At 33.6% G+C, this 13672-nt stretch carries 16 protein-coding genes; 13 read left to right on the top strand and 3 right to left on the bottom strand.

Translation table 11 applies throughout. The annotated features are described in order from the left end of the window. Positions 1 to 19: 19 nt before the first annotated feature. Both ABWU86_RS03725 and ABWU86_RS03730 read left to right on the top strand, forming a co-directional pair. Entirely contained in the window at positions 20 to 649 is a 630-nt protein-coding gene (locus tag ABWU86_RS03725) for a YdhK family protein (RefSeq protein WP_353321486.1), read from the top strand. A gap of 142 nt (positions 650 to 791) precedes the next feature. Continuing rightward, positions 792 to 1496 carry a class I SAM-dependent methyltransferase gene (locus tag ABWU86_RS03730; protein ID WP_293793746.1) on the top strand — a complete coding sequence of 235 codons (705 nt, stop codon included), beginning with the start codon at positions 792 to 794 and terminating at the stop codon, positions 1494 to 1496. 34 nt (positions 1497 to 1530) lie between these two features. On the opposite strand, the gene ABWU86_RS03735 is transcribed toward ABWU86_RS03730, so the two are convergent. Beyond that, a complete protein-coding gene (locus ABWU86_RS03735; RefSeq protein WP_353321488.1) occupies positions 1531 to 2256 on the bottom strand; it encodes a gamma-glutamyl-gamma-aminobutyrate hydrolase family protein in 726 nt (241 codons plus the stop codon). A 180-nt stretch (positions 2257 to 2436) separates the two neighbouring features. On the opposite strand from ABWU86_RS03735, the gene ABWU86_RS03740 reads away from it, so the two are divergent. The 9 genes from ABWU86_RS03740 (at position 2437) to pnuC (ending at position 10066) form a co-directional block, all read left to right on the top strand. Beyond that, on the top strand, positions 2437 to 4059 hold the full coding sequence (locus ABWU86_RS03740; RefSeq protein WP_353321490.1) for a peptide ABC transporter substrate-binding protein: 1623 nt from the start codon (positions 2437 to 2439) through the stop codon (positions 4057 to 4059). A gap of 158 nt (positions 4060 to 4217) precedes the next feature. Continuing rightward, complete coding sequence (locus ABWU86_RS03745; protein WP_353321492.1) at positions 4218 to 5099, top strand: ABC transporter ATP-binding protein; 882 nt, start codon at positions 4218 to 4220, stop codon at positions 5097 to 5099. After that, positions 5099 to 5956, top strand: coding sequence for an ABC transporter permease (locus ABWU86_RS03750; protein ID WP_353321494.1), 858 nt, complete (start codon positions 5099 to 5101; stop codon positions 5954 to 5956). Before ABWU86_RS03745 ends, ABWU86_RS03750 begins: the two co-directional genes overlap by 1 nt. A 32-nt stretch (positions 5957 to 5988) precedes the next feature. Beyond that, on the top strand, positions 5989 to 6444 hold the full coding sequence (locus tag ABWU86_RS03755; RefSeq protein ID WP_353321496.1) for a LytTR family DNA-binding domain-containing protein: 456 nt from the start codon (positions 5989 to 5991) through the stop codon (positions 6442 to 6444). Positions 6445 to 6452: 8 nt separating this feature from the next. Beyond that, positions 6453 to 6878 (top strand): DUF3021 family protein, encoded by a 426-nt coding sequence (locus tag ABWU86_RS03760; protein ID WP_353321498.1) that lies wholly within the window; start codon positions 6453 to 6455, stop codon positions 6876 to 6878. Positions 6879 to 6937: 59 nt separating this feature from the next. Beyond that, positions 6938 to 7732: a CPBP family intramembrane glutamic endopeptidase gene (locus ABWU86_RS03765; RefSeq protein WP_353321500.1), complete on the top strand. Its 795-nt coding sequence runs from the start codon at positions 6938 to 6940 to the stop codon at positions 7730 to 7732. A 170-nt stretch (positions 7733 to 7902) separates the two neighbouring features. Beyond that, positions 7903 to 8535 carry a CPBP family intramembrane glutamic endopeptidase gene (locus ABWU86_RS03770; protein WP_353321502.1) on the top strand — a complete coding sequence of 211 codons (633 nt, stop codon included), beginning with the start codon at positions 7903 to 7905 and terminating at the stop codon, positions 8533 to 8535. A gap of 126 nt (positions 8536 to 8661) precedes the next feature. After that, a complete protein-coding gene (locus ABWU86_RS03775; protein ID WP_353321504.1) occupies positions 8662 to 9009 on the top strand; it encodes a hypothetical protein in 348 nt (115 codons plus the stop codon). Between the two features lie 310 nt (positions 9010 to 9319). Beyond that, positions 9320 to 10066: a nicotinamide riboside transporter PnuC gene (gene pnuC / locus ABWU86_RS03780; RefSeq protein WP_353321506.1), complete on the top strand. Its 747-nt coding sequence runs from the start codon at positions 9320 to 9322 to the stop codon at positions 10064 to 10066. A 36-nt stretch (positions 10067 to 10102) separates the two neighbouring features. Here pnuC and ABWU86_RS03785 read toward each other — a convergent pair whose 3' ends face one another. Continuing rightward, positions 10103 to 11275 (bottom strand): tetratricopeptide repeat protein, encoded by a 1173-nt coding sequence (locus tag ABWU86_RS03785; RefSeq protein ID WP_353321508.1) that lies wholly within the window; start codon positions 11273 to 11275, stop codon positions 10103 to 10105. 181 nt (positions 11276 to 11456) lie between these two features. Here ABWU86_RS03785 and ABWU86_RS03790 point away from each other — a divergent pair, with 181 nt between their 5' ends. After that, the gene (locus ABWU86_RS03790) at positions 11457 to 12263 is read left to right on the top strand and encodes a TPM domain-containing protein (protein WP_353321510.1); all 807 of its coding nucleotides are present in this window, start codon (positions 11457 to 11459) and stop codon (positions 12261 to 12263) included. Positions 12264 to 12279: 16 nt separating this feature from the next. Further along, positions 12280 to 12888, top strand: coding sequence for a LemA family protein (locus ABWU86_RS03795; protein WP_293794432.1), 609 nt, complete (start codon positions 12280 to 12282; stop codon positions 12886 to 12888). 50 nt (positions 12889 to 12938) lie between these two features. On the opposite strand, the gene ABWU86_RS03800 is transcribed toward ABWU86_RS03795, so the two are convergent. After that, positions 12939 to 13577 (bottom strand): LptM family lipoprotein, encoded by a 639-nt coding sequence (locus ABWU86_RS03800; RefSeq protein WP_293794429.1) that lies wholly within the window; start codon positions 13575 to 13577, stop codon positions 12939 to 12941. Positions 13578 to 13672 lie beyond the last annotated feature (95 nt).

Raw genomic sequence — 13672 nt, forward strand, 5'->3', positions numbered from 1 at the left:
TTTTAAGGGGTGCCTCAAAATGAAAATTAGTAAGTTATTTGCAACTGTTTCAGTTGCTGCTTTATCATTATCAATGTTAGCTGGAGTTTCAGCTAACGCATCTTCAAAGAAGGATATGCATGACATGTCATCAATGAAGATGGATAAAAAATCTTCAATGAGTATGAATCATTCTTCAATGAAGATGGATAAAAAGTCATCAATGATGATGATGGATGGTTTAGAAATGAATATGAATTCTAAACTACCTAAAGGTTTAAAGAAAGCTACCAATGCAAAGTTCAAAGTTGGTTCAAAGGTAACTTTGAAAGCTAAGCATATGGAAGGTATGTACAATGCTAAGGCAACTGTTGCCGGTGTTTACAAGACTAACCTATACGAAATTGACTTCATGCCAACTAATGGTGGTAAAATGGTTAAAAACCATAAGTGGGTTGTTTCAAGCGAACTAAAAGCTAAAGGTGCTTTAAAGGCTGGAAAGAGCGTTACTGTTTTAGCAGACCACATGTACAACATGAAGGGTGCTAAAGGTAAAATTGTTAAGGTTCATAAAGGACCAGCATACGTAGTTAACTTTACAGACACTAAAACACATATGGTTATTAAAAAACATAAGTGGTTAACTCAATCAGAATTAAAAGCTAGATAAGAAAAAAGAGTGTAACTAAATTTGTTACACTCTTTTTTTATAATTGAATCCTATTGTTCTGGCAAAAAGATTTATTTTTTTAATAAAATGGATTATATTTGTTATTATATATTCAAAGGGAAATAAGAAAGGATACATAATGATGAATAAATTTACAGGTTGGATAAAACATTGGTACAGATATAAAACTGATGAACCCTATATTATTTCGGCAGCTATCGTTGGTGCATTAGCGTTATTTGGATCGATATTAATGGATCGAAAAAAACATTTATATATTTATGCCATTATTTTAATTTTAATTGCTTTATGGGCATTGTTTAGAAGTGTTACTTTTAAGAAAAACTTTGTAAGAGATTTCGTTAAACAACACCAATTTAGTGAGGATAAGATTGGTTTAGATATTGGAACTGGAACGGGATATGCTTTAATTAAGCTAGCTCGTGATACCCAACTAGGTAAGGTTTATGGTGTTGAAGATAAATACCAATATACTATTCGTCGTTTAGAAAAAAATGCAGTTTTGGAAAGAGTTAAAAATAAGATTGAACTAACAACAGCTGATATTAATAAGATTCCATTTGAAGACAGAAGTATTGATGTAGTCACTGCGATTTCAGCCAATGGAAATCAATTAAGTACGCCCAAAAAGGCAATTGTTCAATCGATTTCATATGAAATGAAGAGAGTTTTAATGCCTTCTGGTGTAATGTTTATGGTTAATACTCCTGCAATGATTAAGAAGTACGCAGCTGCATTTGAAAAGAGTGGATTTGAAGTAACTTACATGCATCGTCGTTTTGAACGATTCTTCTTTATCCGCGCAATTGTTGTTAAATATAAATAAAAAAATCCAACCATTATGGTTGGATTTTTTACTTTTATTGGTGAACACGATTGAAGAAATCAACGAATAGTTGGTTTTCGTCTTCATAGTGATCCCACATGTTTTCAGGATGCCATTGAATACATTGAATAGTTAAATCATCGTTTTCCATTGCTTCAATAGTACCGTCATCTGCTCTAGCAACTACATGAAGTCCATCTGCAACATCTTTAGCAGCTTCATGATGGAATGAATTAACAAATGCACGAGTACCAAATGTTTTAGCTAGCTCAGATTTTTCATCAATTGTAATGTGATGAACTGGAGAATATCCAATTGCTTTTTGTTCATGTTGTAGTAGTGGTGAAACATTTGTTGGTTTGAATTGAGAACTTAAATCTTGGTATAAAGTTCCTCCCATTGCTACATTGACGATTTGTAAACCACGGCAAATTGCTAAGATTGGTTTTTTCATTGCAATCGCTTGTTGAACTAATGCTAATTCAAATTCATCTCTGGTTTCAAAAGTACGACCGATTTGTTCAATTGGTTCTTCGCCATAATACTTTGGTAATACATCTGGACCGCCAGTCATGATTAAACCATCAACAGTTTCCAGTAGATCATGAGCCATATGAGGTTTACCGACTGGGAAGATGACAGGGGTAATATCATTAGCTAATAAGCAATTCATTAAGGTTCTTTGTGCAAAATGACCTTCTCTTTGACGAAATGGTTCATCTTGGCTAAAAATAATATCAGAAGTTACACCGATACGCATGTTTATCAATCCTTTACATTAATATATCTTATTCAATAGTGTATCATTTTTTTAGTTATTTATCAGATAAAAACATTTGTGTGCGATACTTTTGATTGCATTGATAATTTATTTGTGCTATTTTTGATTACATGTTATAGGAAATATTGTATAAATGGTTATTAATAGGGGGAAGATACAATGAAGTTTAAATCAATGATTAAGCTTGGTTTAACTACGGTAGCAGCTTCGTTAGTATTGGTAGCATGTGGTAATTCAGCAAATGAATCATCACGTACTGACTCATTAAATTGGATGAGCAATACTACTTTAACTACTTTAGATCCATCTAAAGCAGTTGATGTTACTTCAGATCAAGTTTTATACAATGCAATGCGTGGATTAGTTACACCGGATAAGGGAAATAAAGTTGATTTAGCAATTGCTAAGAGCTACAAAATCACTAATGGCGGTAAAACATACACATTTACTTTAAGAGATACTAAGTGGAGTAATGGTAAACCAGTTACTGCTCAAGATTTTGTTTACGGAATTAAACGTAGTGCTAATCCCAAGACGGCTTCACAAATGGCTTACTACATGGCCAATGTTGTTAATTACAGCCAAATTAAGATGGGCACTATGAGTGCTGATTCATTAGGCGTAAAGGCATTAAATGATCACACTTTACAAATTAACTTGGTAAAACCACAAGCTGATTTCTTAAATGTATTAGCATTACCAGTATTCTATCCTCAAGTTAAGAGTATCGTTGATAAGTACGGTTCAGCATACGGTACTACTTCTGACAAGATGATTTACAATGGACCATTTACTGTTACTAAATGGAAGGGTAGTAATGATGCTTGGACTTTAGCTAAGAACAAAGATTACTATGACAATGCTAATGTTAAGCTAAAGAGTATCAATTACACTGTAATTAAAGACCCTCAAACTGCATTAGATGAATATCAATCAGGCAAATTAGATCAAACTCTATTAGCTGGTAAACAACAAGTAACTACTTACAAAAACCGTTCTGATTTCTACAACAGAAAAGGTTTCATGGTTCAATACTTGTCAATTAACCAAAACAATATTCCAGAATTAAAGAACAAGAACTTAAGAAGAGCATTATCCCTAGCAATCGACCGTAACGCTTTAACTAAAGACATTTTAGGTGACGGTTCATTTGCTGCCAGAGGTTTAGTTCCTGATACTCTAGCTTACAAGGATGGTAAGGACTTTAACGACTACGCAACTGTTAAAGATGCTACTACTGGTAACTTAGCTGAAGCTAAGAAGCTATGGGCTAAAGGTCTAAAGGAAATTAATAAGACTTCAGTTTCACTATCAATTATGAACAACAACGACCAAACTAGTCGTGCTGTGACAGAATTCCTACAAACTGAATTAGAAAAACTTCCTGGTCTAAAGGTAACTGCAGAAATTTTACCAAACAACGTGGCCTCAGGTCGCTCACTAAAATCAGATTACCAACTTTCAGTTTCTGGTTGGGATCCTTCAATCAGTGACCCAATTTCACCACTACAAACTAAAATATCAACTAGTTCTATTAACACTTCTAAGTGGGGCAATTCAATGTATGACATGTACATTGATCGTTCTAACAACGAAGATGCTACTAACTCAACTAAGCGTTTTGATGATTTAGTAAACGCACAAAAGGTAATCCTAAACGATCAAGGAATTATTCCATTGATTCAAAAGGCACAACCTGAATTAATTAAGAGTAACGTTAAGAATGTTAAGTATCTAGGAAACGGTCCAATTTGGGACTTCTCACATGCTTACATCAAATAATTAAAACCATAAAAGCAATCCGGTTTATCCGGATTGCTTTTTTATATGCCCCAAATAACCACTTAGTAATAAAAAATTACCTGTTAATCGAAAGCGTGATTCAACTAATAAAAGCGATGCTATGATGTGATCATTGATGAATGAAAGGAGTTTTTTCTATGTTAGAAGTAAAAAACTTAACGAAACATTTTGGCGCTAAAGCAGCGGTTGACCACATCGATTTAAAGATTGAAAAGGGTCAATTAATCGCTTTTTTAGGTCATAACGGGGCCGGAAAATCGACCACGATTAATATGTTAACCGGATTATTAACACCGGATGCTGGCTCAATTAGTTTAGAAGGTCATCAACCATCAGAAAACCAATACACTCACTATTTAGGAGTTGTCTTTCAAGATAGTGTTTTAGATAAACAACTAACTGTGGCAAAAAATTTAGCAATCGCCGCTAAGTTATACCGAAATTGTGATGAACAATTTTGCGATAGTTTAATGCAAAAATTTGAAATCGATAGGATTAAAAATCAAAAATACGGTAGTTTATCAGGTGGACAAAGAAGACGGGTCGATATTGTCCGATCACTACTGAGCCAACCTGAATTACTGTTTTTAGATGAACCTTCAACCGGATTAGATATTCAGACCAGAAAGAAAATTTGGGAAGTACTAGCTGAATTAAGACAAGAATATGGATTAACCATCATTTTAACCACGCACTATTTAGAAGAAGCCAATCAAGCTGACTGGGTGTACGTGATGGACAAAGGGAAGATTGTCGCCTCCGATACAGTCGATAATTTAAAAGCCAAATATGCGAAAAACACCTTAACGCTATTCTTTAAATCTGAAAGTTTAGCGCAATCAATTTCATTAAGAGAAAATGATCAAAGAGCGGAGAACAAAGTAACAATTAAAATTGCCTCGTACCAAGAAGCGCTGCAACTCATTAATCGTTATCAAAAAGATATTGTTGATTTTGAATATGTTCATGGAACCATGGATGACATTTTCATTGAACTAACCGGAAAGGAGATTAAATAATGATTTTATTTAATTTAGTAAGACGTAATTTAGCACTATACTTCAATAACCGTAAACGCATCTTTTTCTCATTATTTGGTGTTTTGATCTCAATTATTTTATATTTCGTCTTTTTAAAAAGCATGATTCAACGTGGTTTTAGCTCCATTCCTGATGGCGTTAAATTATTAGATAGCTGGTTAATTGGTGGAACTGTTTTATTAGCGGCTATTACTACCACTGAGGATAGTTTGTATCAAAAATTATATGACCGCGATAGTAATCGAATTAATGATCTGTTGGTAACAGATGCTAGTTATGCACAAATTGATATCAGTTATGCGATTTCAGCTTGGTTGATTGGTGTAATTATGCAATTCGTTGTTTTCGTAATTTTATCAGTTATCTTCACGACATCTGATGGACTTTCAATTGACACATCAATCCTGCCACAGTTAATGCTTGGAATGGCTGTAAGTAGTTTGGTCTGGACTCTGTTTAATATGATCATTGTTATGATTATTAATTCTAGTACATTAGTACCATCCATTAGTTCGATTATTAGTAGCTGTGCAGGATTCTTCGCTGGAGTCTACATGCCAATTGGATCACTTCCTACCGGAGCACAAACATTTTTAAACTATACTCCAGCGACTTATGGTTCTGCCATGTTTAGGGATGTTTTGATGCATAATCAATTACAAGATAGTTTTCAACATGTTAACCCAAGTGTTATGAATGATTTTATTAAAACGATGGGATTGAAAATTAATGGATTTGATACCTTTAATGGCAATATGATGATGTCATTGTTATTTGTGACGATTTTTTTAGTTATCTTTTTCGGTTTATTATTTATCAATAAGAAGAACAGGTAGTATGGTAAGATAAATGAGAAGGAGGTGGTGACATGAAAATAGATTTCAATCAGGATGAACAATTATCAGATGGCGAAATTAATATTCAAGTTAGCTCCAATCAATTGAGCGATGAGGTCATTGATTTATTAGCTAATTTGAAGAATTTATCCAAGGATGATGATAATTGGTTGCCAATTAATACTGCTGATCGCGTCCAAATGCAATCGATTGCAGACATTGTTGGCGTTGAAATTTATCACAACGAATTGATGTTTTACACCACCAAAAGTACTTATACCACTAATGGAACATTAAAGGATGTATATAGTAAATTAAAATCCCACCACTTTATTCAAATTAATAAATCAGCAATTATTAATATCGATCACTTAGATTATATGGAGACTGCTTTTTCAGGAAATATGACGGCGTTTTTAACGAATGATTTGAAGTTAAGTATTAGCCGCAAGTATTTACCAGGATTGAAAAAGAGTCTTAGAATGTGAGGGATAATATGAAATATATTTACAGTTTTATTGGTAGATTTTTAATTGGAATGATGGTGGGGTCATTAGTATATATGATAACTGGAGTTTATACCGATTCTCTTACATTAAAATTTAAGGTTTTATACTTAGGAGCTTCTGGTTTAGTTGGTTTATTATCATATATTTTTGAAATCGAAAAAATTGGAATCGTCTGGGAATGGTTAATTCATGGGACTTTAACATTCTTAATCGTGATTGGGTTAAACTTTTCCCTTGATTCGCATTTTCCATTATTCGAGTATCCGCTAATCATCACGTTTACGACAGAATTTATTATCATCTACGTGGTTATATGTACGATTAGTGCGATTATGTTCCACCGTTCAAGTAAAGAAATTAACAAAGATATTCAAAAACGTAAAGCAAATATGAAAAACAAAAGCAGCCATTAATAGCTGCTTTTTTTGGTATGGTATCATTAACGTATTAATAAATTAGGATGTGACTCAATATGTTAAGTCAAAAATTAAAAAATAATTGGCAATGGATTTTAATTCCATTATTTATGATTGCCGAATTCGCGATTGATCAAATTGTATTTGGTCGCGTATGTCGATTTGTTTTTAAACTATTATCAATTAATCCTTCTACCCACTATATTCTGATTTTAAACCTTTTCAAGGCTTTCTCAGTGCTTACAATCGTGTTGCTAAATTACTATTTCTTTAAGCAAAAGTTTTTCTGGCAACCCAGTAAAAAGTCTAGTGGGTGGATTGTATTTGCGGTGGTTTGTTTTGGTATTGTAGCTTCCACCATTAGAACACCTCATTTTTGGAGCGCCTTAGATACTGGAATTATTGCAGCCTTCCCAGAAGAATTCATGTTTAGAGGGGTTATTTTAGGGGTAGTCCTAATGATTCTAACTCGTGTGAAAACTACAGCATTTCGTGTGAACTTGTCAGTAGTGATTAGTGCAATTCTTTTTGGCGCATACCATTACATTAATTTATCTAATCAATCTTTCTCATTCACCACTATGCAGGTGATTTCTGTTGCTGGTTTTGGATTAATTCTAGGGGCTGTCTATGTTCGTTCTGGAAGTATTATCGTTCCAATTTTATTGCACTTTATATATGACTATGTTGTAACACTACCAAAAGGATTTCAAGTGACGAATTACTCACAAGTAAGTGGCGTTCAAATGATTGCTTTAGGAATTTGGATTATTATTTATGCTATTATTGCCTACTTAATTGTTAACTATCGATTTGCAAACAATAAAATTTTACCAAAACTTAAGAATTAATTTATCCCATAGATGGTATAATTCTCAAAGTAATTAGGTAAAAATAATAATTAAAAATATAGTTTTACATTGATGTTTCCTAGAAAGAAGGATGAACGTTGAGAGACAGTGACTATTGGAGCTCTGATCACCTTTTAAAAAGAGGGTTCATTGCATTATGCCTTGTCTGTATGGTTGCTAGTTCAATTCAGTTTATTCCGGTTCAATATATCTCAGTTAATAACAAAGTTATTGAAAATGTAACATTAACAATTGAGTTCTTTGGGGCATATTTTATTATGATGAATTTTGCAATATATGCATATAAGAATTACGGGATAGGACCACTATTAAAACGATTGAATTTATCTGGATACCAAACTACTGCATTTGCAACTGTAATAGCGTTTTTGATAGCTCAAGCATATATTTTTATGTCTGATATTTTTCTTCAAAATAGATTTAGTATACAAGCAACTCATTTTCCTAAGTACCTGTACAATAATTCCTGGTCATTGGTATTACTTATAATAGGTTATGTATTTCTATCACCTATAATTGAAGAACTTGTTTTTAGAGCGTATTTATTAGATGTGGCCTTTCCTACTAAATTAAAATGGGCAGGCGAAATTGTTTCCGCCATTTTATACGGATTATTCCATATGAGGTATCAAAATATTTTTTCATTTGTTTTCTTTGCACAATATGGTTTTTGGATGGCATGGCTATATAATCAAACTAAAAATATTAAAGCGTCGATAATCATGCATATCGTCATCAATGCAGTCGGCATTTCCATAATTGGATACTATTATTATCACTAAAAGCAATATCTATACAGATATTGCTTTTTTATTTATAAGGCTACCGAGATAGCTATTTAGATGATACAATAATAACTAAGTTATTACCGAGGTGGAGATATAATGAGAATTGATTGGCGATACTTTTTGGCAGAGATATTAGTATTGTGGCTACCATTAACAATTACAATGTTCATATGTAAAACGCTCAATATTAATTGGATTGTATCAGGATTATTTCTCCTAGTTTCTTATTTTTTAGTCGTATTATTCAATCGCTCAAATCGACTATTTACATACTTATTTCATGTTGAAAAACAATCACATAATTCTTTTTTCGAATCAATACTGTTTTTCATTTTAACTGCGATTGGTTTCTTTATCACCTTGCATCTGTTCAATGATGCGTTGTTAGGTGTTAGCTGTATTATTTTTATTGGAGTTTTCGCCGGTTCACTTGTGATTGGTCCAGACGGTAAGAAAGATTCTTATTAGGAAACGATCTTCTTTTTGGGGGTCGTTTTTTCTGTGTGGTTAAGTAAAAAAATAGCGAAATTTTCGTGATAAAAAATTAATAAAAAAAGATTTCAAAAAAATTTTAGCTGAATTAATTCAGCGTAAATAGTGGAATTTATTCGAATTAGAAAATGTTAAGTAGATAAAATGGGATTGAAAAAATATGCTAGGGTGGTAGAATATATAGTGTTGTTTTTTACAAGCCCACTACATATAGTGTGTATTTACATAATTTTCCGGAAAAATATGTGCTTGAAAGCAAAAATATCATAATAAGGGGATTTTCACTGTGTCAGCATATTTTAAATTTTTGGCTCACCAACTAAAGGGTTGGCCACAACAAAACTACTACTTATTCTTTTTCAGTTTAGGTTGCCAAGTAATGACTTTGGTAAACGCACCAATTACATGGTTATCAATTCTAACTTTCATTGGAACTACTTTAGGGGTTCTATGTGTGTTAGCAATCAATGCTGCTAAGTCAGTTAACGGTGTATTAGGTATTTTATCAGCGATTTGCTTTATCGTTGTCGGTTTCTCAGCTAAGAACTTCCTAAGTATCGGAGAACAAATTGCTTACGTTATTACTTTAGATATTCCTGTTTTAATGAGTAAAAACTGGAACGTAAATATGGTTTCTAAGATTAGAAAATTCAATGTTAAGAGTTGGATTATCTCAATTCTATTCACCTTCGTTGTTTACATCGGTTCTGGTTTCGCAATTCAAGCACTAACAAATGAACCTCGTCCATTCTACGATGCCTTTAGTTTTGCTGTTTGTTTAACTGCTGGAATCATCTGTTTCCTACGCTACAACAACCAATACTTCTGGTGGTTAGCATCTGGTGTGGCACAATTAATCCTTTGGTTCATCACTTTCAGACAAGGATCAGCTACTCTAGCTATGTTCGTTAACTCCGCAATTTACATTGCTAATGATGTGTTAGCATTTACCATCTCACCATGGTTCAACGAACGTGAAAAGAAACGTCTAATGCAAGAAGAACAAGCTTACGCTGACAAGGTCGAAGCTTAATACCAAAAAGAAGTTACCATTTGGTAACTTCTTTTTTTATGCCTTGATGTTAGTATCGACTAACACTTTGACACGGGAATTATTGATATTAAAATCATCGGTAAATTCTAGGTCGTTCTTAAACGACTCATCATTAATACCATTAATGACTAAGCTTTGGATGTTATCATCAGCGAATTGATCATTAAAGTAATCTTTAGCCAATGCTGCAATAAATCCACTAATTGAATCTTGGTTATATAAAATCCGGTTCTTATAAATGTCAAAAATAGCACCGTCATAATCGATTTCTTCGTTGCGAGACAATTGCTTATCCTTAAGTTCAAGTGGACTCTTACCAGCTAATAATAGGTATGAGTAGGTGTTAGTTTCGGTGTTAATTAGTTTGTAGAATATAAATGTTAATTGTGGTTCAACATTAAGCCCACAAACGTCATAAATTTCAGCTCCCATATCGACTAACGTATATTTATCTTCAATATAGGTAGGTAAGTCATTATGCGCTTCGAATAAAGGTAAGTTGGCAGGTAAAAACTCTTCCAAACTAGTTTGTTCAAAGCCGTGATTGGAGTTAAATTCACGAATTTGGTTTAATTTTTTAGTGGTAGCATCTGTTGGGAACAATTGAACACTACCGTCGTATTTGTTTTCGATTTTATCAAAGTCCAGCTTCTTGAAAGTCCCAATGGGACTATCGATAATCGCATGTGACATCGATTGACCGATTAAGTAGTCAATCACAAAAATAGTGTCACCATGATCGACTAATTCACTCATTTCATCAAGTGCATCCTTAGCAGATTGATAGAAACGATCCCCTTCAACACTATTGTCTAATGCCTCTTGCATTAACTTAAGCGCTTGAGCGATGTTACCGTTTTTCATTAGGAGTTTTCCTAAATAGAAGTTCGCGGGAACAAAGTTGTCATCGTAAACCAATGCTTGTTGGAATAAATGCACCGCGATAGGGTCTAAGTTAGTTCCAGAGTCAGAGAAGATAATTCCTAATTTAGTTAGGACTTCTGATCTAGTTGGAACGGTTTGATTTAATTCTTCTTGAGTAATTGCATTAGCAGGGTATAAAGAAATCGCCGAGCTAAGTAGTGAAATCGCATCGTCTTTGCGATCTTCATCAATGCATTTGGCAGCTAATTCAATGAATTTATTTAGCTGTTGGGCATTGTCTTTTCCTAAGTCAATTGAATCCATTGTGATACTCCTGTCATTTTATAGAATATCTATATTATAATCAATTTTGCAAAATAAAAAAACTTTACTATTAAACGGCTTTTCTGTAGTATGGTAGCTAATCAAATCATGGGGGTGAGGAGATACGTTGAAAAAGTTAAAATGGCTAGTCATATTGGCGGTACCATTGCTGTTGATAGTAATGAGTCCAAAGTCAATTGATAGTCATGCACAAAGTACTAATCCAACACCAACTAAAGAGTATGTGGTCGACGATTATGCGAATATTTTGACTGATAGCACTAAGCAATTAGTGATTAATCAAGAGAACAAATATCAACAAACTGAGACCAAACCACAGATTGTGGTGATGACTGTTAAATCAACTGGGAATTATTCGATCGATGATTTCGCAGATCAGTTACTAGAAAATAGTCGTTGGAAATTTGGTAAAAAGGGATTGGATAACGGGGTTTTAATCTTATTTGCTCAAAATAATGGACAAAACAACGTGCGAATTAGTACTGGTTATGGGGTCGAAGATATCTTGCCAGATGCCCTAACTAATCAAATCTTACAGAGTAATAAAACCTTATTGAAGTCGAGTGATAATAATGACATCAATACGGGAATCCAAAATACGTTTAAGCGAGTAGCAACCATCTTAGATAAGCGTTATGCTAACCTAAGTGAAAAACAAGCTAAACAAAAATTAGCTGATAAAAAGCCAAACTATCTAATAGTTGGATTGATTTTTATCATCATTGCTGCAATTATTGTGTCAGTAATTTTACTAATCAATAATCAAGATGACGATGATAATGATCATCACTATGGTGGTGGCGGTGGTCATCGCGATGATGGATTAGGTTCATTTATATTAGGTGGTATCATTGGTAGCTTACTTAGTTCTGGCGGTCGTGGTGGATCATATGGTGGTTCCAACGGCGGAGGATTTGGTAGCTCAGGTGGTGGCGGAAACTTCGGTGGCGGAGGGTCATCGATTTAATAAAGGAGAATAAATTATGGAAAACAAACCATTTTATAAAAAAGGCTGGTTCATTTCACTAGCCGTTGTCGTTGTTGTATTATTTGCGTTAATTGGGGGCTTTATCAAGTCTGCTAACAGCATGGCAACTAGCGAACAAGGCGTTGAGGAACAACTGGGACAAGTCCAAACTGTCTTACAACGTCGTGCTGACTTAATTCCCAACCTAGTTAGTGCAGTTAAAGGTCAACAAAAACAAGAAAAATCAGTATATGGTGACATCGCAAAAGCCAGAACTGAATACTACAATGCAAAGACTAAGTACAACAATGCTAGTTCAGCTTCAGATAAGGTGAGCGCATTAAGTTCACAAGAACGTTCACTTAATGTCTTAGTTGGATCAATTAAAGAAGCATATCCAAACCTATCTTCAAACAGTAATATGCAAACATTGATGGTACAACTAGAAGGTAGTGAAAACCGTATCAGTGTTGAAAGAAATCGATACAACCAAGCAGCGCGTGCTTACAATGATAAATTAGTTAAATTCCCAGGATCATTAGTAGCAAGTATGACGGGCCACAAGAAGGTTAACTACTTCACAGCTGATACTAGTGCTCAAAACGCACCATCAGTTAACTTCTAAATTAAAAGTAAAATAAAAACGTTGAGAAAATTAATTCTCAACGTTTTTTATTATTTAACGATATCGGTAGCATTCTTAACTTTCTTAGCTTGAATATCATTAATGGCAATTGAATTATGATGTTTACTAATTACTGAAGCGTTAGTATAGTCATCTTGCGTGGAAATATTTAATGTTTCGTTTTTACCATTGTTGACTAGTTTGAATGCATCTGAACTAGTAACGATGATAGTGTGGTGAGGCTTGATTGGTTCATTATCCCAACTTTGTTCAAATGAATTTAAATAACTTTGTTGGTTGTACATTGTATTTGGATAAGCTGATGAATAAGCAAGTGGTTGATATAGTGAAGTTTTCTTACCGTCCACCTTTGCGTTTGCAACTAGCTTAGTATTGTTAACGATTTGCGCAGCAGTTAACATCTTGTTTGTATTATTAGTAGCTTTGAAGCTAAATAATACCATGTCAAAACGTTGCTTACTGTTATTATCGTAGCTAGTTCCACGATAGGTTTTGTAGAAAACAATGCTTCCTTTTTTAGTGACTAACTTAGTTTCTTTTTTATTGTTAACTAACTTCACTAACTTAGTTGGCTTAGTTGTTTCATCAGCGCTTTTTTGCTTTTTCCCACATGCGCTAAGTGATAGTACAGCGATTAAAGCAACGGCAATCACAGATATTTTTTTCATTTTGCACCCCCGTAATATTCTTCATAATTATTCTACACTTTTTAGAAATTAAAAACGACTATTCCTATTTGGAATAGTCGCTTTTTTTATTCTTG

Source organism: Apilactobacillus pseudapinorum, assembly GCF_040369555.1.
Classification (GTDB): domain Bacteria; phylum Bacillota; class Bacilli; order Lactobacillales; family Lactobacillaceae; genus Apilactobacillus.

What these genes read in the sequence shown, in the direction of transcription:
- ABWU86_RS03725 (WP_353321486.1), top strand. Translation starts at nt 20, where the DNA reads ATGAAAATTAGTAAGTTATTTGCAACTGTTTCAGTTGCTGCTTTATCA.
- ABWU86_RS03730 (WP_293793746.1), top strand. Translation starts at nt 792, where the DNA reads ATGAATAAATTTACAGGTTGGATAAAACATTGGTACAGATATAAAACT.
- ABWU86_RS03735 (WP_353321488.1), bottom strand. Translation starts at nt 2,256, where the DNA reads ATGCGTATCGGTGTAACTTCTGATATTATTTTTAGCCAAGATGAACCA.
- ABWU86_RS03740 (WP_353321490.1), top strand. Translation starts at nt 2,437, where the DNA reads ATGAAGTTTAAATCAATGATTAAGCTTGGTTTAACTACGGTAGCAGCT.
- ABWU86_RS03745 (WP_353321492.1), top strand. Translation starts at nt 4,218, where the DNA reads ATGTTAGAAGTAAAAAACTTAACGAAACATTTTGGCGCTAAAGCAGCG.
- ABWU86_RS03750 (WP_353321494.1), top strand. Translation starts at nt 5,099, where the DNA reads ATGATTTTATTTAATTTAGTAAGACGTAATTTAGCACTATACTTCAAT.
- ABWU86_RS03755 (WP_353321496.1), top strand. Translation starts at nt 5,989, where the DNA reads ATGAAAATAGATTTCAATCAGGATGAACAATTATCAGATGGCGAAATT.
- ABWU86_RS03760 (WP_353321498.1), top strand. Translation starts at nt 6,453, where the DNA reads ATGAAATATATTTACAGTTTTATTGGTAGATTTTTAATTGGAATGATG.
- ABWU86_RS03765 (WP_353321500.1), top strand. Translation starts at nt 6,938, where the DNA reads ATGTTAAGTCAAAAATTAAAAAATAATTGGCAATGGATTTTAATTCCA.
- ABWU86_RS03770 (WP_353321502.1), top strand. Translation starts at nt 7,903, where the DNA reads ATGGTTGCTAGTTCAATTCAGTTTATTCCGGTTCAATATATCTCAGTT.
- ABWU86_RS03785 (WP_353321508.1), bottom strand. Translation starts at nt 11,275, where the DNA reads ATGGATTCAATTGACTTAGGAAAAGACAATGCCCAACAGCTAAATAAA.
- ABWU86_RS03790 (WP_353321510.1), top strand. Translation starts at nt 11,457, where the DNA reads ATGAGTCCAAAGTCAATTGATAGTCATGCACAAAGTACTAATCCAACA.
- ABWU86_RS03795 (WP_293794432.1), top strand. Translation starts at nt 12,280, where the DNA reads ATGGAAAACAAACCATTTTATAAAAAAGGCTGGTTCATTTCACTAGCC.
- ABWU86_RS03800 (WP_293794429.1), bottom strand. Translation starts at nt 13,577, where the DNA reads ATGAAAAAAATATCTGTGATTGCCGTTGCTTTAATCGCTGTACTATCA.